Below are 22,199 nucleotides of genomic sequence, written 5' to 3'. Positions count from 1 at the left end.
GGAGGGCGAGGCTGGTCGGAGCCCTGGCTCTTCCCGGGGCATGATGATGGTCTCGATCCACATCGGAGCGCCCTCCGGACGGAAATCCCGATGGCGCGCTGACCAGACGCGATGCGTGCTCTTGGCCATCGGGAAGTCTGGGAATGATGCGCGATTTCTTTTTCGGCGGTTTCATTCCTGGCGCCAATTCCTTCTTGGAGGGCGACAAACTGTGAATAAGCGGAGTGACCCTGGAACACACCCGGGCGCGGCAATCCCTACCTGAGACGGCCCGCACGTGGGGGACGGGCACCTCACCCGTCCACGAGAGGACATGGGGCCGCGGCCCCAGGGTGTGTCAGGCTGTGTCGTCAGCCAGCCCGACATGCGCATCGGACCGTCCAGCCACCGCAGCCGCAGGCGCGTCACGTCTCCCTCCGTGGATCGCGACGCGGCGCGCGGCGCGCGGCCTCCTTCGCCCAAGGGATTGGGGCCACCCGCGGTGTTCGTGGGGCGCACCGAGGAGGTGCGGCGGTTGGGGACGCTGCTGCGGCGCGTGCGCACGGCGGTGGTGTACGGGCTGGCGGGCGTAGGCAAGTCCGCGCTGGTGGCGGCGGTGGCCGCGCGCTACCGCGGCCTCGTCATCCACCGGCGCATCGTTCCGGGAGACACGCTGGACACGGTGGTGGACGACGCGCGCCGGCAGTTGCGCGAGGCGCCCGTGGCGCAGGCGCTGTCGGATGCCTCGCGGTTGGAGGACCTGGCGCGCGAGCTGGAGTCGCGCCGCGCGCTGTGTGTGCTGGACGACCTGCACGCGCTCGCGCCGGAGGCGCGCTCCGCGCTGCTGGAGGGGCTCGGGGGGCGGCTGCGCCACGGCGCGCTGCTGGCCACCTCGCGCGAGGTGGTTCCCCGGCACGCCGCGAGCCCGGACCGCATCGAGCTGCGCCTGGATGGGCTGCCGGAGTCCGCGGCGCGGATGTTGTGGCGCCAGCTCGACCAGCTCTACGGCGCGCGCGAGGGCTTCGCGGCGGCGTGGGCCCGCTCGCGGGGCGTGCCGTTCCTCCTGCGACGCGCGCACGCCAACGACGCGGACGTGGAGGAGCCGGTGCGCGCGGCCCTCTCCGCGCTGCCCCCGGACGAACGCAAGCTGGCGGCGGTGCTCGCCCTGAGCGAGGTGCCCCTGCCGGCCGCGTCGCTCGGGGCCGTGCTCCCGGGGGGCGCGGCGGAGGTGGCGCTGGCGCGGCTGGGCGCGCGGCTCCTGGTGGAGGCGGACGCGCAGGGGCGGCAGGGCGTCCACGACCTGGTGCGCGAGGCCCTCCAGTCGTTGCTCGGTGAGCGCGAGGCCCGCGACGCCCACGAGACGCTGCTCGCCGTCCTCGCGCGTGAGCCGCTGCCGGAGGTGGTGCGGGTGCGGGCCATGTGCCGGCACCTTCAGGCGCTGGGGCGGCACGCGGAGCGCGTGGCCTTCGTCATCGAGCAGGCGGAGGCGTTGGTGCGTCAGGGGGCCGCGGGCGAGCTGCTCGCGCTGCTCGGCTCCGTGCCGGAGCCGCTGCGCACGCCGCACGTGGGCCTGGCCCGGGCCCGCGCCCTGGTGCGGTTGTTGGACCTGCGCCGCGCGTACGCGGAGCTGCTGGCGCTGTCGTCGTCGCTGGGCGAGGCGTCCGACGACGAGGGGCTGGCCCTGCGGGAGCAGGTGGGCACCGTGCTGGTGCGCGTGGCGCTGTTCTCGCTGGAGCTGGACGCCTGTGAGCGCACGCTCGGCGCCATGCCCATGCCGCGCGACCCGGAGGTCTTCCTGCAGCAACTGCTCGCCTGGGCCGCGCTGCGCTTCTTCCAGGGCCGGCTGGACGAGTCGTTGGAGATGCTCGGCGCCGCGTGCGCCGCGACGAACGACCCGCGCGTGCTGGGCTGGTGCGCCTACGCGCGGGCGTTGATGTGTTGGATCGACGGACGCGACGACGAGCTCGAGGCGCCCTTGAGCCAGTGCCTGTCCCTCCTGGGCGGGGAGCCGCTGCACTCGCGCGGTCCGCTGGTGGCCGCGATGTCCGCGGGCATCGTCAGCCGCCTGGGGCGCTTCGAGGCGGCGGAGACGGCGCTGGCGGGCGTGCGCGAGCGGCTGGAGGAGCTGGGCGCGCCCCGGCTGGCGCTGGAGCTGGACTGCATCGCGGCGCTGGTGCGCGGGGAGCGAGGCGAGCGCCGCGCCGCGCTCGCGGGGCTGCGGCAGACGGAGGCGCGCGCGGAGCAGGGGGGCTACCTCTTCGTGCACCACCTCTCGCGCGTCTGCGCCGGGCGCATGCTGCTGGAGCTGGGGCGGCGCGCGGAGGGGCTCGCGCTCCTGGACGAGGCGGCGGCCTCGGCGCGTGCCCGCGGGGCGGAGGGGTTGGCCCGGGGCGCGGACGCGGCGCGGGCGTCGGACGTCCAGCGGCAGTTGGAGCGCGCCGTCGACGTGGAGCCCCGGGAGGTGCGGCCGGGTGTGGCCGCGCGTCAGCGGGCGCTGGCCGCGCTGGCCGCCGCGACGGCGGGAGACAGCGTCCGGGCCGCGGGGCTGCTGGCGTCGCTCCGGCCGCTCGCGGTGGGGGCGGACTTCGCGATGGAGCGCGCGCTGGCGCACCTGGCCCACGCCATGCTGCACCGGCTCGCGGGCCGCGCCACCGACACCCGCGACGCGCTGGAGGCCGCGGCGCGCGCCGCCGCCGAGGGCGAGGCGGACCCGGAGCTGGTCCCGGAGCTGGCCCGCTCGCTGGCCTCCCTGCGGGTGGTGACGTCCTCCGGCGCGCGGCTGGCCACCGAGGCCCCCGCCGCCCAGGACGCGGTGGTGCTCGACGCGCGTCACCACGAGCTGCGCGTGGGTGGGCGCACCCACTCCCTGGCGAAGCGCGTGCTGCCGCGCCGGCTCCTGTACGCGCTGGCCCGCCAGCCCGGCAAGACGCTGTCGAAGGAGGCGTGCGTGCGCGCCATGTGGGAGGCGGACTACGACCCGCGGCTCCACGACAACTCGCTGCGCGTCCACGTCCGCCACCTGCGGGAGCTGCTGGAGGGCTCCGGCGCGCGGCTGGTGTTCGAGGACCCCGGCTACCGGTTGGAGGTGGCGGAGGGGTTCGCGTTCGTCCGCGACGAGTCGACCTCCGGCTGAGGCGCGTCCGCCTGGAGCGGCAGCTCCACGACGAACGTGGCGCCGCCGCCGGGAGAGTCCTCGACGTGGATGCGGCCCGAGTGGGCCTCGACAATCTGGCGGACGATGTAGAGGCCCAGGCCCATGCCCCCCTGGCGGCGGGCGTTGTCGCCCTGGGTGAAGCGCTCGAAGACGCGGTCCCGGTCCTTCTCGGGGACGCCCGGCCCCGCGTCGCGCACGAGGAGCTGGATGCCGCTGCCGTGGCGCATGAGCGACAGGTGGACGGGCTTGCCTCCGCCGTAGCGCAGGGCGTTGGAGAGGAGGTTGCTCACCACCTGCTCCATGCGCAGCCGGTCGAACCGGCCCACGATGAAGCCGTCGACGCGCGCATGCAGCATCACGCCGGTGTGCCGCGCCTCGTCCCCGAAGCGCGCGACGAGGTCCGCCACCACGGCGCTCAGGTCGCCCTCGCTGAAGTGGAAGTCGAGCTTGCCGGTGCGGATGCGGCCGACGTCGAGCAGGTTGTCCACGAGCGCGCCCAGCCGGCGCAGCTGTCGCTCGGTGCCCTCCAGCTTCGCGAGGACCTTGGGGGAGCCGAGCGCCTCGTCCGGGTGGCTCTCCCCCAGCCGCCGCAGCAGCTGGGCCTGCAGTCGCAGCGACGTCAGCGGCGTGCGCAGCTCGTGGCTGGCCAGCGACAGGAAGTCGTCGCGCGTGCGCACCGCCTCCTGGAGCGCCGCCTCCGTCTCCTTCAGCGCGGTGATGTCGAGGATGGCGCCGCGGACCACCACCACCTTGCCCGTCGCGTCGCGCAGCACGCGCGCGCGGCTGGTGAGCCAGTGCCACGTCCCGTCCGGCCAGTGGGTCCGGAACGTGGAGGTGTAGGAGTCCACGTCGTTGGCGAACACGGCGCCCAGCTGGTCCTGGACCTGCTCGCGGTCGTCCGGGTGGAGCGATTCGATGAACCGCTCGTGGGTCCATTCGTCGAGCGTCCGGGGATAGCCGTAGAGCCGGTCGTGCCCCGCGGAGCGGAACACGTGGCCGGTGGCGAGGTTCGTTTCCCAGACGGCCATCTGCGCGGAGTCGAGCGCCACCTGGAAGCGCTCCCCCAACTGGCGGAAGCGCTCCTCGGTGCGCGCCACCTCGCTCTCCGCGAGCCGCCGCCTCGTGACGTCCGCGGCCAGCACCCACGTCTCCTCGCCCACGGCGCGCACCGTCACGTCCAGCCAGGTTCGCGAGGGCAGCTCCGCCAGGAAGCGCGCCCCCTCGCGCGAGGCGAGCGCGGCCATCAACCGCTCGTGCAACTGGGTGCCTGCGAGCTCGGGGGCCGCGACCCACGGCTCCTGGCCCTGGAGCTGCTCGATGGGGATGCCCAGCATCGAGGCCGCGCGGCCATTCAGCTCGAGGATGCGGCCCTGCGCGTCCAGCGAGAGGAAGGCCTCGCTCATCATCTCCCGCAGCATCTCCAGGCGGGCCTGGGCGGAGCGCTGGTCCTCGTCCGAGGGCAGCGCGGGGAGGGGGGACATGTCGACAGTCGCTTCCTGCGAGGGGCCGGACGCGGTGGACTGCGGGGGGCTCATGTAGAAATGAACCGTCCCCTGGCGCTCCAAATGCGTCAAGTCGCCCCCGTCGCCTGGGGACGCGTGTCCCGGCCTTCCGGCCGCTCGGTGGGTCCGTCTCCGGGCGGCGCCGCGAGCCCTCCGCTCCCATGGTGTGCGGTAGAAGACCCCGCGTAGGGTGGGAGTCGCCCGAGACGTTGCGTTCTGGCAACGACCTGGCGCTCCTTCATCTGGGCGTCGACCTCACGGTGGTTCGAATGCCGTATCCGTTCTGTCAGGCACTTCAAGACGTCTTCTGTCGTTCTGGACGCAGCAGCCCGTTCACCGAAGACACCACCTCCCGCAGTCCTCGGACCTCCGCTTTCACCACCTCCAGCTCCACAGTGGTCTCATCCTTCTTCAGCACGAAGTTCCGTTCGGTTCGCGCCAGCTCCGTGGCCAGTCCCTTCATGGCCTCCTTGTCGCCGCTCAAGAGGGCCACTTCGACAGCGATGGCCTTTGCATCAAGATTGGTGAGCTCGTTCTGGAAATACTTCGTCTCCTGGACGCTCGACCTGTACAGACGCAAGAAGAAGAAGGAGAAGAACTCGACGAAGAGGACGATGGAGATCCTTGGGATCAGCATGTGTGGCAGGTTCATGAGGTAGTCATAGCTGCTGATGTTTGTCGCGGTCGGAGGGGCGGGAACAAATGCCGTGAAGACCAGGAGGGAGATTGCCGCGAGGGTAATGAGGCAGCCCAAGGCCAGATTCGAACTCCCCCTCCGTTGAATGACATCGATCTCCCGCTGGATTCTCGTACGAGCGAGCCTGATGTGCTCTTGCAGGCCGGCATAGCAGTCTGCGTTCGAGACGCCGAGGGATGAATCGTCCTCGATACCGATGTCACTCCGGCGAGGGTCCAAGCGGGGGCTCGGTGAAGCATCGGCAGCAGGCTGCGTGCCACGGTCGACGACAGACGCGGCCTCGCCAGAGGGGCCTGGTTCGCCTGCTTCACTCTCTCTGGTCTTGGTATGTGTATGCCGTTGGAAGAGGCTTCGGACCGCGGCGAGCCTGGGACCCCTGGGGAGCTCGTCCAGGGCCAGCTCCATTCGGGGGTGGGTGCCAGAAGTGCCCGAGGGGGGCGCCAATAGATTGCTGGCCCCTCCGGCTCGAGCAGGAGGGGTCTGGGGCCAGGGTGAATTCGGGTTATTGGGCGCAGAGGACGCATCGACCCTCGGAGCCCTGCTGCTGAAATACATCTCGAGTATGGAGGAGATGGCGAATATGGGTGCGGCTCCAGTGATGACTCCAAGCCACATGGAGAAGAACACAGACCATGGCGAGTCCTCGTGGCGCTTGGTGTATGCGCGCAATCCAGCTGCCAGCAGGCCGAGCCCCACGGTGGCCAGGAACATGTGCGGACGGAGTCGGGCCTGTTGTGCCCACAGGTAGGCGCGTCTCGTCGAGCGGCGTTCGATTTCAGGCACTCCGCGCTCGACGACTGCGACAGCCCGGGCCTCAGGAGGCGCCTTCCTGGAGCGCTTCTTCGCTCTATTCCTCATCTTCTCCCCCCTCTGGTGCCAGATCATACAGGGGAGAGGGTCACGCTGCCACGACTCCATGGGGGGAATCGGCTCGTGAGGAGGCCCGCACTGTCCGAGCCGCCACTGCGGGCGGATTGTATTGGTGCCAATTCAACACAGGAGTTGGACCAATGTAGAGTGGTCCATCGGCCCCGAGTCGGAGACGCTCTCGACTGCAACACACTCGGAGGTGCTCAAATGTCGAACTTGATGAAGTTGTTTGCTGGCCTGTTGTTTTTGGGCGTGTTCGTGGGCTGCGGGCCCGTGGATGCCACCGTCGAAGGTGGTTCTGATGTCCCACCCGTAACGACTGGTGACAACGAGGTGTCGGCCCAGAGTCTCGATGGGTTCTTCGATTGCCTCGGGGTCCTCGAGGGAGACCTGGAAGGAAACCTCTGTGTGACGAATTGCATCTTGGGCCTTCCCGACATTCAGTACGTCACCGCGTGTCTCGTCGTGAATTGCCGATTCACTCTCCAGGAAGTCACCGCGTGCCTGCCTGAGCTTGTCGAACTGTAGCCCCTGGGCCACTCCCAGAAACCGCACCGGCTCAAGGAAGGCGACGCCCTTCCTTGATTCGCCCATGAACACAATCGCCCCACGGTGCCAGCTGCCGTCCGATAGCTGACATCGAGCCCTCCCCGGGTTCCCGTCCTTCTTTGGGTGACATAACCACCCATTCAGTTTCAAACCAACAAGGGGTGGGCAGGTGAATCAGACCGAACTGGAGTCCAGGCTCAAGCCACTGCGTGAGGCTCACTCGAACAACGAAGACGCCTTCAACGAGCAGCTCAGGGAGATTGCCAATGCGGCGCTCGGGCTCATCCCGGGTTTCGGCTCCGTGCTGAGCGCGATCGTGGGCCTGTTCTGGCGCCCCAGCGGTATCGACCTCCAGAAGTTCTGGGATGCCATCACCGACTGGGTCAAGGATTACGTCGAGCAGCGCCTCGTGGAAGAACAAGTCCAACGGGCACTCGACCTCATGAATGGCTACCGGCGGAACCTGGAGGACGCGGATCGTCTCGTGGGTCCAGAGAAGCTCAATGTCATGGCGAGCCTACATGTCGACCTCAACAACCATGCAAACTTCTTTCTGACGGAAAACAACTACACCAACATGCAGCTGCTCCCCACGTTCACGCCCATGGCGGTGCTACATATCGCCCTGCTGAGCGAAATGGTGGAGCTGGCCTGGGAGCTCGACAATCCCAACGCACCCGCCTGGTCCGACATCCTCGTCGAGCGGTCGCGGTCCTACGCGACCGGAGGCCGCCGAGCCGTCGACCACGTCGTCCCCTGGCGAGGCGAACAGGTTGAAATCACCATCAAGACAATCATGGGAGGCTACCCTCCCAGGCCAAGGATCCATCTACGCTGGCATGATCGACTCTTGGGCAAGACGCATTTCGACGGCTTCCCGTCGGACATGTCCAAGATCGCGGAGGCGCAGAACAACAGGCGAGATATCATGGCGGACTGTCGCACGAACTTCAATCGCATCGTCGTTGACGTCTTGAAGGCGTGGGACGGCAACGGGCGAGGCGCATTGCCAAGCAGCGACAAGACAAACGACCCGAACCTCCAGGACGGCATGAAGGTTCTCGGTGAGCTTGTATTGGCGGAGCCCCCGTCAGCCCCCAAGTAGCTCAGCCCCTCCATCCGCGACGAGGGCCCGCCGCGAGCGCTCCGCTCACGGCGGGCCCGAAGGGGTGTCCTCCCCTCAGGGCGTGGCGGCGAGCGCCGTGGGGTCCACGATGGGACCCGGCATGACCCACAGGCCCCGGGGCTGGAGGTACGCCTGGTCGAAGGCGTACAGGATGCCCGTCCACCGGTCCATGAAGACGGCCCAGTTGTACTCGGTGGGCGGCGAGGTGAGGGGATTGCCGTCCCGGTCCGGCTGGCTGTACGCGAAGTCGGCGTAGTTCCAGACCACCGTCCCGAACTCCGTGCGCAGCAGCGGCGTGAGCAGCCGCAGCAGCTCGACGCGGGACACCTCGTCCGGCCGGGGGGACGCGGGCGAGAAGACGGGCTGGGCCATGTCGTGCTGCTCGCGCCAGGCGATGTAGTTGTTGCCCATGGCCACCAGCGCGTCGCGCTCGGTGGGGGTCGGCGCCACGCGGGCCTTCTCGTAGAGGGCGAAGGCGGCGACGAGCAGGCTCTTGTAGTGGATGCCCGGGAACACCTGCTCGAACAGGTAGGGACGCGGGGTGTCGTAGGCGTGCGCCAGCGCGTAGGCGTACGCCTGCGCCGCCTGCGACGGCACCGCGTCCACCAGCGTGAACTCCGCGAGCACCCGCTCGGGCGTCACCGCGCCCGCGGTGCGGCGCCAGTCGAGGTACAGCCGGCCGGAGCCGCCGATGTCGTCGAAGATGGCGAGGTTGCCCTCGTGCAGGGTGCGCTCCAGCGTGCGCACCACGCTCTCCGCCTTGTCGAGCGGCCAGAAGCCCGGGGCGCTCCAGTACAGCGCCGCCAGACGCAGGGCGGTGGCCGTCAGGGTGCGCACGTCCAACAGCGCCGCGCCGTTCATCGAGGTGATGAGCGAGCCGAGCGACGCGGCGGCGTCCGGTGACAGGCCCTGGAGCACCAGCTCCAGGCCCAACTGCTCGGGAGACACGCGCAGCTCGACGCCGAGCCCCGCGCGTTGCAGCGCCTGCGTCACGGAGAGCGAGGGCCGCAGGCGCGCGGCGGCGATGATGCGCTTGGCGATGGCGGCCGCCAGCATGCCCTCGCCGCCCGTGCGCGAGGCGTGGGGCGCGAAGGTGAACCAGTTGGGACGCACGGCGCTGCTGCCGCCCGGCGTCAACGTGGGGTCCAGCACCGCGCCCAGCTCGTAGGCGATGGCGATGTAGCCCTCGGTGATGCGCTGGTTGTCCTCCAGCGGTGTCGCGGGTGTCTGTGCCTGGGCCAGCGGGGCCGTCAGCAAGGTGGTCATCAGCAGCGCGAGGAAACGGTGGGACGAAGAGCGGGCAAGGAGCTGTCGCATGGCGGTGGATCCAGGAGGGGTGTCGATTGGGGCCCACGGGTAGTAGCCACGGCCCGGGGCCTTCCAACCCGAATCCACCGCGCGAAGCCGCGGCGGTGTCAGCCAGCGGACGCTCGCGGCCCCGCACCGCTTCGCGCACCCAGGCGAGCAGGCGCGAGCACCGGACAGGTCCACGACGCGCGCGTCACAGGTGCTGGAAGGCGCGCTCCACCCACAGCGAGCCGGGCGCGGTGAAGACGTCGGCGGCGGTGGCCTGCGTCACCCACCACGCGCCCCGGTCGATCTCCGACTCGAGCTGGCCCGGGCCCCACACGGCCAGGCCCTCGAAGGTGAGCGCGCGACCGACCGGCAACCGCGCCTCACGCCGTCCCAGGTGCCAGGAGAGGCCCTTCAGCAGGGGGATGGCTCCCTCGGGAGGCGGGTCCTCGAGGGTGAGGGTGACGTGGTTCCCCCGTTGGACCGGGCCACCCCAGCGGTCCACGTCCGGGGGCGGGGCCGCGTCGGGAGTGGGGCGCATGCGGTTGAGCACCACGCCCCACGTGCGGTCCGGACCGGTCTCCAGCAGCAGCACCACCGTCTCGTCGAAGGCACCGCTGACCCGACCCGGGCGCGCGACGAGGAGCACGCCGGGCCTCGGGGCCACGGGCACGTGCTCACGCTCCTTCAGGGCGTTGAGGAGCACCGGGAAGAGTACCAGCATCGGCAGCGCGAGCGCGAGCCACAGGGCCAACGGAGGTCGTTGGACGGTTTGCTTGATTCCCGCGCGCGTCATGGCGACGAAGGCCCGCGAGGGCGGGATGGCGACGCGGGCGTCACGGCTGCTTCGACCGCGCGAGCGCTTCCTCGGGCTCCGCCGACGCCCCTTCGATGGCGAGGAGGCGGATGAGGATGGGCCGCTGCTGCTCCATGGCTGGAAGTCCCCCTTCGACGGATGGCACCCGGCGTCGGGGCGGGAGCATAGAGCGGATGGCGGTGGGCTGATAGCCGCGCCGCGAAGTCCGCGTGCGTCAGGCCGGAGGGTCTCACGTCAGCGCAAGCGCGCGAGGTCCCTGGGGGTGTCCACGTCCTCGCCACCACCGGCGAGCGGCACCTCGGCGACCCGCGAGGGCTCGCGGGCAATCACTCCGCGCGCGCCCTGCTCGGGAGGCAGTGCGTCCAGCTCCTCGAACACCGCGCGGGCGAACAGCGCGGGGACGCCGCGCGTCCCGTCATAGGCGGAGGCCACCACGGGCCTTCCCGAGTCCCGCCACGCGGCGACCAGCGCGCGCAGGTGCGCGACATCGACGCGGAGCTGGTCACACAACATGACGAGCACCGCCTCCAGCCTTCCCGCATCGTCCCGCGCGAGCAGGGCCTGGAGCCCCGCGCGCAACGAGCCCCCGGGGCCCTGTGCCCAGCCTCCATGCGCCACGTGTTGCACGGGGAGGTCCCCGAGCTGGGGGGCCACGACGTCATGACTCGCGCCGAGCACCACCACCACGGGGCCTTCGCCGAGCGCCACCGCCGCGCCCGCCGCGCGGCGTACGAGGCTCTGCCCCTGGAGGGTGACGAGCTGCTTGGGTTGTCCCAGCCGGGAGGAGCCTCCCGCGGCGAGCAGCACCACGCCCACCGTCACGCCAGCCTCCGCGCGGGGGGCGGCGCCACCGTGTGGATGGGCGCGCGGCGGTCGCGCAGCTTGCCTCCCGCGCGGTCGGCCACCACGGCCTGGAGCTCCGCGACGATGGAGAGGGCAATCTCCTCCGCGCCCTCCGCGCCCAGGTCCAGGCCCACGGGCGCATGCAGCGCCTCGAGCTGCGCGGCGGTGGGCGTGAAGGCCAGTCCCTCCAGCAACCGCTCCGTCCGTGAGCGCGGGCCGAGCACGCCGAGATAGCGCAGCCTGCGCGGCAGCAGCGCCGCGAGCAGCTCCCGGTCCTGGGGCAGGCTGTGGGTCATCAACACCGCGAGCGTCCTCGACGAGAGGGACAGGGCGTCACCCGCGGCGCCCGCCTTCGCGGACACGACCGCGTGCGCGAGCGGGAAGCGGCGGCGCAGGGTGGGCGCGGGCCGGTCCGCCACGACGGTGACGTGCCAGCCGAGCCCGGCGGCCTGGGTCACCACGGGCGCGACGTCGAAGCCACTGCCGAAGACGACCAGCGAGTGCGGTGGCTCCACCACCTCCACCAGTACGTCCGCGCCGGCGCAGGGGCCGCTCCAGGTGTGGCCCACGGCGAGCGCCTCGCGCGCCGCCTCGCGCATGGCGTCGCCCAGGGCGCCGGACGCGTCGCCGGCCTCCAGCCCGTCGTCGCGAATCATCAGCCGCGTGCCCAGGGCGCTGGCGGGGCCCTGATACACGGTGGCCACCACCGCGCGACGCCCCTGACGCCGCGCCTCGTCCGCGAAGGCGAGCGCGTCGAGCGGGCCCGGCTCACAGCGCTCCAGCATCACGTCCACCACGCCGTTGCACCCGAGCGCGAAGGACAGTCCGCCCTCGTCCTCGGCGCCCTCACCCGTGGAGTCGTAGCGCAGCACGCGCGGGCCACTGCTCGTCCAGAAGAACGCCTTGCGGACGATGTCCGCCTCCAGGCAACCGCCGCTGACACCGCCCGCGAGCCACCCGTCCTCGCCCATCAGCATCCGGGCGCCGGGCTTGCGATAGGAAGAGCCGGAGACGGCGACCACGGTGGCCAGGACCCACGGTCCCCGGCTGCGCTCACGGGCGCGGAGAATGGCATCGAGGTCCTTCATGTCCGGCCCGCATCGTAGCACCGCGCCCCCCACGTCGCGCGCGGGCGGGACCCATTGTGCGACTCCTGTCACGATACGAGCAGCCGGGCGTCCAGGACGTCGGCGGGCGTCACCGCTTTCGTCAACGGGCGAGCGGTTCGTCGGAGGCGGCGGACGTGGGGACGGAAGGGCGGGAGAGGACCCGGGACGTCAGGCGGGACAGCTCCGCGCAGAAGAAGACGAGCAGCACCGGCTCGAGGAAGTACTTGAACCGCATGTTCTCGCCCTTCTCGAACATGATGCTCACCGTGAAGACGAAGAGCACGGGCAGGACCAGTCCCGCCGCGCGAAGCCACGCGTCACGGCCCTCCAGTCTCCGGGCGGCGCCGATGCCCAGGGCGAGCCCCAGGATTGCGAGCACCGGCCACGAGAACACGACGTCGAGTGGCTCCCGCCAGGGCAGCCGGTCCACGAGGGCATTGGGCTGGTAGCGGCTGGAGGGCTGACCGTACAGGGCGGCGTTCTCGACGAACGACGCCAGCGTCGCGGTGACGGGCCGCGCGAGCAGGGCCTGGCGACAGACGTGCTTCAGTCCCGCCGAGTACCTCAGGTAGTCCAGGTGGTTGTAGTTGAAGTGCCCTCCCAGCTTGTCCTCCACGCGCAACACCGCGGCGCTGGAGGGGGAGGGGAGCGAGGTGGGGAGCGCGCCCGGTGGCAGCTTCACCGCGCCCAGGTCCGGCTCCCCCATGCCGATGGCGCGGCAGAAGTTGAGCCCGTCGAACGTGGAGGTCATCGGCGTGCCGAAGAGCACCTGCTGCTTGAGGACGTAGGGGCCCGCGACCAGGAGCGTCACACCGAGGTATCGCGCCACCTGTCCGCGCGGGACTCGCATCGCGAGCAGGCACAGGGCCACCAGGGCGAAGAAGGGCCACTGGAAGATGGAGCGCAGGTAGAAGAGGACGAGTGACGCGGCGGCGAGCCGGGCCACGGAGCCCTCGGCGCGGTGGAAGCGCCACAGCTCGTAGCTGAACCAGAGGAACGCGGCGGCGCTGGCCAACGTGCCATCCAGCAGCGTGGCGAAGGCGAGCGCCGCTGGGTGGAGCGTGCTCACTGCCGCGCCCACCAGCGCGACGTTGCGCCCCGCGAGCCGGTATACCCAGCGGAAGACGAGCATGGTGATGAGCGCGAAGACGCCCGCCCACGCGACGTAGGTCCAGCGGTCCACGGCGTCGACCAGCGCCGCGCCGTCCAGGGAACGGTGGAGCTGCGCGAGCGTGGCGCGGAACACGTCCAACAGCGGCGGTTGGATGTGCAGATACCAGAGCGAGCGCAGCGGCTCGTCGCGCAGCTCCCGCAGCGACAGCGTCTGCATCATCCGCTCGGAGTCCCACGCCTGGAAACGCCAGCCCTCCGACGGGGGACGGCGCAGGAGCGCCTCCAACGCGAGGAGGAAGACGAAGGCCGTGGCGAAGACCGCGAGCGAACCACGCCAGCCCGGCGCGGGGGACGCGGGACGCGACGCGGGAGTCTGGGCGGGAGGAGCGGGGGCGACCACTGGGCGCAAGTCTCGCAGCCTGCCCCTGTTGTCGTACAGGGGGCAGCTCCGCGCAGGTTCCTCGACCCCAGCCCCTGCTGCTGGGCGTCTCCGAGGAGCGACCTCTCCGAACCCCCTTCGGAGCGACTACACACGGACCAGGCGTCGAGCGCGAGCGCGGCCGTCTCCAGTGAATCGAGGGGCTCTTCGGCCTGCTCGGCCGAGAAGTCCATGATGCCGGGATGGGGTTGGGTGGGAATGGTGACTCCAAAAACCCTTCCTCCAGACTCACCCGGATTTGCGCATGGATGAAGCCGTGGGTGCCGACGCCAACCCGGTGGTAGCGACCGATTCGGGGCTTGTCCTGCAAGGGGGATACACTCCCCTTCCATGTCGACTCCCGGTGCAATCGCTGTGTACACGACGGGCTCGGGGATTCCCGAGCACGTCTCCTCGCGGCCCTGGCGCGGCGTCTATCATCACTGGGATGGCTATCCCATCGGCCTCGGGCAACACCTCATGTGGCGTGTCAAGCGCGCCGGGGGGGACCTTGGGGCCGTGGTGGCGCGGCTCATCGACGAGGCCCCCTGGGGCTGGTCCACCTGCATGATGGGGGGCGATGGGGCGGAGGATGACCGCAAGGCGGATGAGGACTCGAGCCTCCCGGTCTCGCCGGATGCGACCGGGGGCGTGGCCTATGTCTATGTCTTCGACCTGGAGGCACGGCGACTCGACGCCTTCGCGACCTATGCCGGCGGGGGCGGCAAGCGGCTGGGCTCCGTGGTCTTCTCACCCGAGGGCATGCCGGACCGCCCCGCGCTCGACCTCCTGCCCGAGGAGACCGTCGTCGAACCGCCCCTGCCCGGCGAGGAACTCTCGGCCGAGGCGCTCCAGGCGTACCTCGAGGGACTGCCGAAGCTCGCCTCGGACTCCAAGGCCCTCGAGTGGGTGCTCACCCAGGAGGGCCCGGAGGGGTGGCTCCTCATCATCTTCCGGGTGCTCACCTTCGTGGAGGGCGCGCTGCACGAGGTGGCGGAGTATGAATGGGATGTCGTGACGCCCGCCGCGCGGCGGGAGCCGGAGCGGGTCCGGAACTTCCTCGACGCGCTCGTCGACGTGGTGCGCGAGGACCCGAGGTCGTACGCGGCGGTCTGGATCGCCAATCTGGACTCGCTGCGTCGTTCCGAGGCGCGTCGGCGTGAGAGCTTCGTGCGAATCCTGAAGGCCCACCGCTCCCGCGACTTCGACTCCGAGGAATCGTCGTAGGATGGCCTTGGAGTTGCGTCGGTTTCCACCTCAGCTCCGCGCTGGCCTCCTGCGCCGTGTGAGCGCCGCCAGGAAGAGCAGGCCGAGCGGGCCCGCGAAGCCTCCGCCCGTGGCGCCACAGCCTCCATCGTCATCGCCCGGTGGATTCGTCGTCCCCGAGTCCGGCGTGACCGGTCCCGCGTCGGGCGTCCCCGAGTCCTGCACATCGGGCCCCGCGTCGGGAGTCCCGGGGTCGGGAACGCCGGAGTCGGGAGTCTCTGGATCCGGCGAACCGGGGATGGGGTCGCCACTGTCACCGAAGGCGCCGATATGCGCGGGGCTGCTCACCACGCGCTGCTCCGCGCCGCGATGCTTCACGTATTGCCGGTCCACGAGCATGCCACGGGCCTCCGCGGGCGGCGCGACCGCCTTGCCCCGAAGCGGGGACGCCGGTTCCAGGTGGTAGTTCCCGGCCGGGTCCACGAAGCCTGGATTGCTGCCCGTGAGGTTTCCGCCTGTATCGACCACGGCGCCGGTGACCGGTCCGAACGCCGGGAGGTAGCCGGGGGCGTACCAGTTGCCGCCATGGCGCAGCGTCCCCGCCTCGTCAGAGAGCGACAGGTTGTTGCTACCGCTGGCGGTCACCATGACGACGTTGCTCGTCACATCGGCGGTCTGCGTGTTGTCGGACAGGCGCAGCAGCGTCGTGCGGTCCGTGCGCGTCGAGACGACGGTGTTGTGGAAGAGGTAGAGCTGGGGGCGGTAGTTCGCCACGTTCCCACTGTCCCCGCCGAAGTGGATGATCTGCCGGTTGCCGGCGCCATCGTGCTCGATGAGCACGTTTCCGTAGACGAACGTGCGTCCATACGACGCGTCGGCGAGCAGCTTCGGGCTCTCGGAGTCCACCAGGTCGAGCTGACGGTTGCCGCCTTCGATCCAGTTGTACCGGATGACGGTGCCGGCGGACCGGTCCTTCAGGTTGTTGCCCTGGCAGCCCACGCACAGCGGGCCGAAGCGGTTGAACTGATAGGTGATGCCCAGCGCCTCCGTGTACGCGTTGTGTTCCTTGATGCTGCCGGTATTGCCGTTGCCCCGGATTTCGTTGCGCTCGACGAGCACGTCCGACGTCTCGCTGGCGATGAACAGGCCGTTGCCGCTGTCCTCCAGGACGCAACCCCGGATGGTGATGTGCTCGCCCTTCTCGATGAAGATGGCCGCGGCGTTGGCGGTGTACGAGGAGGAGCCGGAGCGGCCCGTGAACGACCCGCGCGCGCGACGCAGGTGCAGGTCCTCCACCACGATGTAGGCGGGCAGGGTGTCCGCGGGCGAGTTGGCGCCACCAATCTTGAGGATGCCGCGCTGCTCGTTCCAGAAGTCGAGCTGCGAGCGGGTCGTCGCGTTCTCGCCGACGATGACCGGCAGGTTGCCCGCCTCATCGCGCACGCCGCGCACGGTGATGGGCGCCGTCGCGGTGCCCCTGCGTCCGAGCACCCACTTCTCCACGTACGGCGTGAGTCGCGCGTGGATGTACACCGTGTCACCGGGCTGGAGCGCTTCCCAGGGCACCGCTCCGATGCTGGCATACGCCTGGTCCGGGCCGACCCGATACTCGGCGGCCTGGGCAGCGAGCGACTGGAACAGGAGCACGAGGACGAGGCGTGACGGGCGCATCCGCCGAGTGTGGCGCGGTGGGCGGCACCGGTCCATCGCTCCATGGCCGGCGAGACCCTGGAGCGGTGGGACTGGATGATTCCGTGCGTCCGAGGTGTAGTTGCCCTCCGCATGCCCCTTCTGCGTCAGGTCCTCACCCTCCAGGCCCTTCGCGAGCTCGGCCGGCTGGCCCCGAACCTCGCCCGCATGCGTGCGGAGCAGTCACGCGATGCGTGCCTCCAGGGGCTGCGCGAGGCGTGCCTCACCACGCTCGGGATGGAGTTCGACACGCTGCTCCTGTTCGACGCGCGCTCCGTGGTGCGCCTGTTCGCCCACGCGGAGCAGGCGCGCATCCTCGCCCACCTGGTGGACGAGCGGGCGCGGGTGCTCGCGGCGCATGGCGAGTACGCGGAGGCGCTGTCGGACACCGTCTACGCGGGGCACCTGCTCGCGTGCTCGCGTCAGCGCTTCGGCGTGCTGCGCGACGCGGGCGCCGCGGAGGCCCTGGAGCGCGAGCTGCCGGCGCCCCCCGAGCCCCGCTGAGCAAACGTCACGAGGCCACGCGCGCCCGGGGGCGACGGACCCGGAGGGCGCCACAGGCCGCCGCGTGGCGGGCGAGCGTCTCGTCCAGCGCCGCGTCATCCAGCTTCACGCCCTTCTCGCGCCAGAGGTTGTCCACCTGCAGCTCGCCCTCGCGCACCCGCGCCTCCAGCCGCCCGACGAGCCGACCCCGGTGGAGCAACGGACACACGTACCACCCCCACTTGCGCTGGGCCGGGGGCTTGTAGACCTCCCAGATGTAGTCGAACCCGAACGCGACCCGCACGAGGCCCCGGTCCCACAACACCGGGTCCAGCGGCCCGAGGATGCGCATGCGCGCGTCGGGCTCCGGGAACGCGCGCTCGCGGAAGCCCCGTGGGGCCAGATAGCGCCGAGGTGAGCCCGGCACGGAGACCTCCTCCAGCATGCCTTCGCGCACGAGCGTGTCCGGGAGCCCCGAGGTGCGCACCGGGGCCAGCATCGACCAGTGGGGTCCGCTGGCGCGGCTGAGCAGCCCCGCGGCCTCCACGCGCTCCAGCAGCGCCCAGCGCTCGAAGGTGTGCTTCGTCGTGGCGGCGGCCATGCGGGGCAGGGCGCGGTGGGGCACGTCGTAGACCTTGCCTCCCTGGACGCGCCCGCACACCACCACCTCGCAGCGGGCCCACAACACCTCCAGCGCCATGGCGGTGGCGCGCGCGGTGCCCTTCCAGCCACTCCAGTCGATGGGCACCACCGCGCCATGGTCCTTCAAGTCCCGGGGCGAGGAGGGCCCCCGGGACACCACCTCGTCCAGCACCGCGCGCAGCACCGGCTCCGGCACGCGCCGCAGGCGCTCCTCCAGGCTCCACCAGGGCGTCCGCGTGGCGGCCTGCTCCCGGTAGTACGGGAAGGCGCTGGCGGGCAGCAGGCAGCGCTCCTTCGCGAAGTGCTCGAAGGCGTGTCCGGGCATCAGGTGGCGGTACACGTCGCCGCGCTTCAAGCCGTCCACGCGCGCCAGCGCCACCAGGTCCGCGTTGGTGCCGATGACGTCCAGCGGATCCAACTGGATGCAGCGCAGCGACTTGAGCAGGGCCCGGACACCGCGCGCGCCCGGGGGCAGGAGCGGGCCCGCGAGCCCGAGCTGACCGACGAGGAAGCGCCGCGCCTCGTCGGGCTGGAGCGTGACGGGGGAGGGGAGCGAGGTGGAAGCCACGGCGCGACGTTAACAGGGGCTCCCGGACGCGGGGCGGCGCGCTCGGGGCCCGCCTCCGCGCGTCGCCTCAATCCCGCTCGGGGGGCGGCCGGGCCTCCGGCGACTCGGCGTCCTCGGGCTCGGGCTCCAGGCGGGCCTGACGTTCGCTGGCCTTCCAGGACTCCTCGGCGTCGTGGGCGTGGACGCGCGAGGCGGCGGCGTCGTCCTGGGCGCTCACCCACGTCGTGTGACCTCCCGCGTAGCCCTCCAGGGGGCGCGTGCCCCGGCGGGCCTCGACCTCCAGGTCTCTCCCCTCTTGTTCACGCAGGCGGCGCCGCTCCTCCTCGCGCTCCCGCTGATGCTTCCGGTCCAGGGTGTCATCCGCCATGGCGTGCTCCTCACGGATGCAAGGTGTGACCGCCGCGCCGCGGGGGACAGGGCGCGGCGGCGAGCCCGCCCGCACGGCGGGTGGGCGTCCGCGAGGCGCGCGTCAGCCGGGCTTGATGCGCAGCACGACCTTGCCGGTGGCGCGGCGGGTCTCCAGCTCTCGCAGCGCCTGCGTCCCCTGCTCGAGGGGGAAGACGGCGCCCACCACCGGCTCGAGCACGCCCTGGTCGGCCATGGCCTCCAGGTCCTTGGCGATGGTGGCCGTCAGCGACGGCTCGTGGATGAGGAAGCCGCCCCACGCCACGCCCACCACGTCGACGTTGCGCAGCAGCAGCCGGTTCACCGCCACCTCCGGGATGCGCCCTCCGGCGAAGCCCACCACGAGCAGGCGCCCCTCCGGCGCGAGCACCTTGAGGCTCTTGTCGAAGATGTCGCCGCCCACCGGGTCCAGCACCACGTTGGCGCCCAGCCCGCCCGTCTTCTCCTTCACCTGGGCGGGCCAGTCCCCGGTGGACAACAGCACCTCGTGCGCGCCGGCCTGCTTCGCCACCTGCGCCTTGCGCTCGTCGCTCACCACCGCGAGCACTCGGGCCCCGGCGCCCCGCGCCACCTGCACGGAGGCCGTGCCCACGCCCCCCGCGGCGCCGTGGACGACCACCGTCTCTCCGGCCTTCAGCCGCCCGCGACGGTGCAGCGCGAAGTGCGCCGTGTGGTAGTTCATCACCACGCCCGCGGCGGCCTCGAAGCTCCACCGCGCGGGGATGCGGAACACCATCTCCGCGGGGATGGCCACCACCTCCGCGAAGCCGCCCAGCCCGAAGCTGAACGCCATCACCCGGTCGCCCGTCTTCACGCTCGCGCCCGCGGGCGCGCTGCGCACCACGCCCGCCACCTCCACGCCCGGCACGAACGGCACCGGTGGCTTCATCTGGTACTGCCCTCGTGTCAGCAGCAGGTCCGGGAAGCTCACGCCCGCGGCCACCACGTCGATGAGCACCGCGTCCGCGGCCTCGGGCTCCGGCATGTCCACCAACGCGAGCCCCTCGGGCCCGTCGAGTCGCTGCAGCTGCAGTGCGCGCATGTCCCTTCCTCCCGGGCGCGAAGCCTCGCGCAGCCCCTCATGCACGCAAAGCGCGACGCGCGCCGACCTGCTGCTTTCTCCCAAGGGAAAGCCCGCAGCGCGCTCGCCAGGAAAATGCTGGGAAAATTCCTCTTTCCTCGCGCGCGCGGACTCCGCTGGAATGTCTTCGGCCACCACTTTTTCGAGGAATTCGACACAAGCTGGGGTTACCCACTACGTCACACGAATCTCCGGAGACGGGGGTGGTGAGTGCCCTAAGTCGATGAAAAACATGGCGATTTTGGCCAAGACTCGGAAAATAAGAATAGGGCACTTAGTAAAATTATCGCGCAACCTTGAAATGGGCGACCGTCCTGTGACACTGTGCTTCCTAATCTTTCCGCTTAGGAGGATTACATGGCGAATCACCGAGTGCGCAGTGTGCTGGGCGTAGCAGCGTTGTCGTTCCTGGTTGGTTGCAACGAGTCCACCCCTGCCCCCGAGGCGAAGCCGCAGGAGACCGCCAGCAAGACGGCGGCCCTGGGTTCCGCGGGGACCCAGGTCATCCATGTCGATGCCGACAAGGTGCCTGATCTCATCACCTTCGGTCCCGCGAGCGCCCTGCCCTCGCTGACCGTTCCTCCCGCGGGCATCGCCGCCCTGGGCAAGGCGGAGCTGACCACGGCGCTGGCCGCGGTTGCCCCGCACTTCAACCTGAACGCGGGCGACCTGTTCCTGAAGAAGGCCTACACGGATCGTCAGGGCGACAGCCACTTCCGCTTTGGTGCGACCATCAATGGCTTCGCGGTGGAGGGCGGTGACTTCCGCATCCACACCCGCGCGGGCCAGATCATCGCGGCGAACGGCAACATCCGCAGCGACCTGAAGACCGAGCTGAAGCCGACCGTGTCGGCCGAGGACGCGGTGGCCTCGGTGCTCGCGGACCGCAGCAACCACGAGGGTCTGACCACGCACAAGGACGCGCAGCTCGTCTACTGGCGTGACGGCAGCGACCTCCTGCTGGTCTACAAGATCAAGCGGACGGGCGAGACGCCGGAGGGCCTGAAGGTCGACGACGACGTGCTGGTGAACTCGAAGAACGGCGACGTCATCGAGATCCTCCACAACGTGCACCCGGCGCTCAACCGCCGCATGTACAACGGCAACAACACCTCCACGCTGCCCGGTACGCTGGTGCGCACCGAGGGCCAGCCGGAGCACGCCGACCCGGTCGTCAACACCAACTACGACCACCTGGGCACGGTGTACGACTGCTACAACGAGCTGTTCGGCCGTGACTCCATCGACAACGCGGGCGCGGCGCTCATCAGCACCGTGCACCACCGCGTCGCCTACGTGAACGCCTTCTGGGACGGTACCCAGATGGTGTACGGCGACGGTGACGGCGTGAACGCCAGCAACCTGGCGAACTCGCTGGACGTGACGGCGCACGAGCTGACCCACGCCGTGACCGACTACGAGTCCGAGCTCATCTACTCCGGTGAGTCCGGCGGCCTGAACGAGTCCTTCTCGGACATCTTCGGCGCGGTCTGCGAGTGGTACGGCGACGGCAAGGTGGTCAGCGCCCGCACGTGGCTGGTCGGCGACGACATCTGGACGCCGTCCATCCCGAACGACGCCCTGCGCTACATGGCGAACCCCACGCAGGACGGCGACTCGCTGGACTACTTCCCGGACTACAGCTCCGGCGTGGACGTGCACTACAGCTCCGGTATCTCCAACCTCGCGTTCTACCTGCTGTCCGAGGGCGGCACGCACCCGCGTAACAAGACGACCACCGTCGTCGCGGGCATCGGCATCGAGAAGGCCGCGCGCATCTTCTACAAGGCCAACGCGGACATCCTCATCGCCACCTCGAACTTCGAGGCCGCGAAGAACGCGACCGAGCTGGCCGCCACGCAGCTCGGCTACGACGCCGCCACCGTCACCTCGGTGAGCAACGCCTGGAAGGCCGTGGGCGTGGGCGTGCCCATCATCGTGGACGACCTGCCCATCGAGAAGGACCTGCCGGTCACCAACATCGGTGGCGCGAAGGGCGAGAAGAAGTACTACTCCATCACGGTCCCCGAGGGTGCGTTCGACCTGAACTTCACCATCACCGGTGGCACGGGTGACGCGGACATGTACGTCCGCTTCAACAACGCCCCGACGACCAGCCAGTACGACTGCCGTCCGTACAAGTCCGGCAACGAGGAGACGTGCCTCTTCGCCGCGCCGAGCCACGGCAAGTGGTTCGTGATGCTCAACGGCTACAGCGCCTTCACGGGCGTGACGCTGAAGGTGACCTGGAAGGGTGGCTACATCCCCGTGCAGAGCGGCGTGGCGGTGAAGAACCTCTCCGGCGTGGCCGGCTCCTCCACGGTGTTCACCATCGACGTCCCGGAGCGCAAGCCCGGCACCGGCATCAACAGCCTCTACGTCCAGACGGGCGAGGGCGAGGGCAACCCGGACATCTACGTCAAGCTGGGCTCGCCCCCGTCGAAGTTCGACTACGACTGCCGCAGCGTGAAGGAGCACCAGTCCGAGGTGTGCAACCTCCTGAACGTGCCGGCCGGCAAGTACTACATCGAGGTCTACGGCGCCAAGGGCGGCTACCAGGGCATCGCGTTCATCGCGTCGCACAAGTAGTCGACTGAGGTGAAGTGACGGCGCGGCCCTCGCGGGTCGCGCCGGGCAGGCCCCGGGCTCGTCCGT

At 70.4% G+C, this 22,199-nt stretch carries 17 protein-coding genes; 6 read left to right on the top strand and 11 right to left on the bottom strand.

Translation table 11 applies throughout. The features are described 5' to 3' along the window. Window positions 1-364: 364 nt before the first annotated feature. Window positions 365-3,112 carry a winged helix-turn-helix domain-containing protein gene (locus LZ198_RS38050; RefSeq protein WP_253977059.1) on the top strand — a complete coding sequence of 916 codons (2,748 nt, stop codon included), beginning with the start codon at window positions 365-367 and terminating at the stop codon, window positions 3,110-3,112. Here LZ198_RS38050 and LZ198_RS38045 read toward each other — a convergent pair. Beyond that, on the bottom strand, window positions 3,052-4,614 hold the full coding sequence (locus LZ198_RS38045) for a sensor histidine kinase (RefSeq protein WP_253977058.1): 1,563 nt from the start codon (window positions 4,612-4,614) through the stop codon (window positions 3,052-3,054). The genes LZ198_RS38050 and LZ198_RS38045 overlap by 61 nt on opposite strands. Window positions 4,615-4,930: 316 nt before the next feature. Beyond that, the gene (locus tag LZ198_RS38040; RefSeq protein WP_253977057.1) at window positions 4,931-6,250 is read right to left on the bottom strand and encodes a hypothetical protein; all 1,320 of its coding nucleotides are present in this window, start codon (window positions 6,248-6,250) and stop codon (window positions 4,931-4,933) included. A 159-nt stretch (window positions 6,251-6,409) separates the two neighbouring features. Between LZ198_RS38040 and LZ198_RS38035 the strand changes: the two genes are divergently transcribed. Further along, window positions 6,410-6,730 carry a hypothetical protein gene (locus tag LZ198_RS38035; RefSeq protein ID WP_253977056.1) on the top strand — a complete coding sequence of 107 codons (321 nt, stop codon included), beginning with the start codon at window positions 6,410-6,412 and terminating at the stop codon, window positions 6,728-6,730. Between the two features lie 190 nt (window positions 6,731-6,920). Beyond that, the gene (locus tag LZ198_RS38030; protein ID WP_253977055.1) at window positions 6,921-7,856 is read left to right on the top strand and encodes an insecticidal delta-endotoxin Cry8Ea1 family protein; all 936 of its coding nucleotides are present in this window, start codon (window positions 6,921-6,923) and stop codon (window positions 7,854-7,856) included. A 75-nt stretch (window positions 7,857-7,931) separates the two neighbouring features. Here LZ198_RS38030 and LZ198_RS38025 read toward each other — a convergent pair whose 3' ends face one another. From LZ198_RS38025 to LZ198_RS38005, 5 genes are all read right to left on the bottom strand, one after another. Then, the gene (locus LZ198_RS38025) at window positions 7,932-9,194 is read right to left on the bottom strand and encodes a hypothetical protein (protein ID WP_253977054.1); all 1,263 of its coding nucleotides are present in this window, start codon (window positions 9,192-9,194) and stop codon (window positions 7,932-7,934) included. Between the two features lie 184 nt (window positions 9,195-9,378). Next, window positions 9,379-9,924 carry a YqgE/AlgH family protein gene (locus LZ198_RS38020; RefSeq protein ID WP_253977053.1) on the bottom strand — a complete coding sequence of 182 codons (546 nt, stop codon included), beginning with the start codon at window positions 9,922-9,924 and terminating at the stop codon, window positions 9,379-9,381. 297 nt (window positions 9,925-10,221) lie between these two features. After that, a complete protein-coding gene (locus LZ198_RS38015) occupies window positions 10,222-10,809 on the bottom strand; it encodes a nucleotidyltransferase family protein (protein WP_253977052.1) in 588 nt (195 codons plus the stop codon). Then, window positions 10,806-11,918, bottom strand: a complete 1,113-nt coding sequence (locus LZ198_RS38010) for an XdhC family protein (RefSeq protein WP_253977051.1) — start codon at window positions 11,916-11,918, stop codon at window positions 10,806-10,808. The genes LZ198_RS38015 and LZ198_RS38010 overlap by 4 nt, the downstream gene beginning before the upstream one ends. A 121-nt stretch (window positions 11,919-12,039) precedes the next feature. Continuing rightward, on the bottom strand, window positions 12,040-13,461 hold the full coding sequence (locus tag LZ198_RS38005; protein WP_253977050.1) for a hypothetical protein: 1,422 nt from the start codon (window positions 13,459-13,461) through the stop codon (window positions 12,040-12,042). 360 nt (window positions 13,462-13,821) lie between these two features. Here LZ198_RS38005 and LZ198_RS38000 point away from each other — a divergent pair, with 360 nt between their 5' ends. After that, on the top strand, window positions 13,822-14,697 hold the full coding sequence (locus LZ198_RS38000; RefSeq protein ID WP_253977049.1) for a hypothetical protein: 876 nt from the start codon (window positions 13,822-13,824) through the stop codon (window positions 14,695-14,697). Window positions 14,698-14,727: 30 nt separating this feature from the next. Here the strand turns inward: LZ198_RS38000 and LZ198_RS37995 are convergent, their stop codons facing one another. Further along, a complete protein-coding gene (locus LZ198_RS37995) occupies window positions 14,728-16,347 on the bottom strand; it encodes an MYXO-CTERM sorting domain-containing protein (protein WP_253977048.1) in 1,620 nt (539 codons plus the stop codon). Window positions 16,348-16,458: 111 nt separating this feature from the next. Here LZ198_RS37995 and LZ198_RS37990 point away from each other — a divergent pair, with 111 nt between their 5' ends. After that, a complete protein-coding gene (locus tag LZ198_RS37990) occupies window positions 16,459-16,869 on the top strand; it encodes a hypothetical protein (protein WP_253977047.1) in 411 nt (136 codons plus the stop codon). A gap of 7 nt (window positions 16,870-16,876) precedes the next feature. Here LZ198_RS37990 and LZ198_RS37985 read toward each other — a convergent pair whose 3' ends face one another. From LZ198_RS37985 to LZ198_RS37975, 3 genes are all read right to left on the bottom strand, one after another. Continuing rightward, window positions 16,877-18,058: a winged helix-turn-helix domain-containing protein gene (locus tag LZ198_RS37985; RefSeq protein ID WP_253977046.1), complete on the bottom strand. Its 1,182-nt coding sequence runs from the start codon at window positions 18,056-18,058 to the stop codon at window positions 16,877-16,879. A 67-nt stretch (window positions 18,059-18,125) separates the two neighbouring features. Next, on the bottom strand, window positions 18,126-18,425 hold the full coding sequence (locus tag LZ198_RS37980) for a hypothetical protein (RefSeq protein ID WP_253977045.1): 300 nt from the start codon (window positions 18,423-18,425) through the stop codon (window positions 18,126-18,128). A 102-nt stretch (window positions 18,426-18,527) separates the two neighbouring features. Then, window positions 18,528-19,505 (bottom strand): NADPH:quinone oxidoreductase family protein, encoded by a 978-nt coding sequence (locus LZ198_RS37975; RefSeq protein WP_253977044.1) that lies wholly within the window; start codon window positions 19,503-19,505, stop codon window positions 18,528-18,530. 396 nt (window positions 19,506-19,901) lie between these two features. On the opposite strand from LZ198_RS37975, the gene LZ198_RS37970 reads away from it, so the two are divergent. After that, window positions 19,902-22,133 (top strand): M4 family metallopeptidase, encoded by a 2,232-nt coding sequence (locus LZ198_RS37970; protein ID WP_253977043.1) that lies wholly within the window; start codon window positions 19,902-19,904, stop codon window positions 22,131-22,133. Window positions 22,134-22,199: the final 66 nt, after the last annotated feature.

The sequence above is a fragment of the Myxococcus dinghuensis genome (genome assembly GCF_024198235.1).
Classification (GTDB): Bacteria; Myxococcota; Myxococcia; order Myxococcales; family Myxococcaceae; genus Myxococcus; species Myxococcus dinghuensis.
This window is presented reverse-complemented; position numbering and strand designations above follow the sequence as displayed.

Bases quoted from the DNA above. Each gene is read 5' to 3' on its own strand.
- LZ198_RS38050 (WP_253977059.1), top strand. From the start codon at position 365: ATGCGCATCGGACCGTCCAGCCACCGCAGCCGCAGGCGCGTCACGTCT.
- LZ198_RS38045 (WP_253977058.1), bottom strand. From the start codon at position 4,614: ATGTCCCCCCTCCCCGCGCTGCCCTCGGACGAGGACCAGCGCTCCGCC.
- LZ198_RS38040 (WP_253977057.1), bottom strand. From the start codon at position 6,250: ATGGAGTCGTGGCAGCGTGACCCTCTCCCCTGTATGATCTGGCACCAG.
- LZ198_RS38035 (WP_253977056.1), top strand. From the start codon at position 6,410: ATGTCGAACTTGATGAAGTTGTTTGCTGGCCTGTTGTTTTTGGGCGTG.
- LZ198_RS38025 (WP_253977054.1), bottom strand. From the start codon at position 9,194: ATGCGACAGCTCCTTGCCCGCTCTTCGTCCCACCGTTTCCTCGCGCTG.
- LZ198_RS38010 (WP_253977051.1), bottom strand. From the start codon at position 11,918: ATGAAGGACCTCGATGCCATTCTCCGCGCCCGTGAGCGCAGCCGGGGA.
- LZ198_RS38000 (WP_253977049.1), top strand. From the start codon at position 13,822: ATGTCGACTCCCGGTGCAATCGCTGTGTACACGACGGGCTCGGGGATT.
- LZ198_RS37995 (WP_253977048.1), bottom strand. From the start codon at position 16,347: ATGCGCCCGTCACGCCTCGTCCTCGTGCTCCTGTTCCAGTCGCTCGCT.
- LZ198_RS37990 (WP_253977047.1), top strand. From the start codon at position 16,459: ATGCCCCTTCTGCGTCAGGTCCTCACCCTCCAGGCCCTTCGCGAGCTC.
- LZ198_RS37980 (WP_253977045.1), bottom strand. From the start codon at position 18,425: ATGGCGGATGACACCCTGGACCGGAAGCATCAGCGGGAGCGCGAGGAG.
- LZ198_RS37975 (WP_253977044.1), bottom strand. From the start codon at position 19,505: ATGCGCGCACTGCAGCTGCAGCGACTCGACGGGCCCGAGGGGCTCGCG.
- LZ198_RS37970 (WP_253977043.1), top strand. From the start codon at position 19,902: ATGGCGAATCACCGAGTGCGCAGTGTGCTGGGCGTAGCAGCGTTGTCG.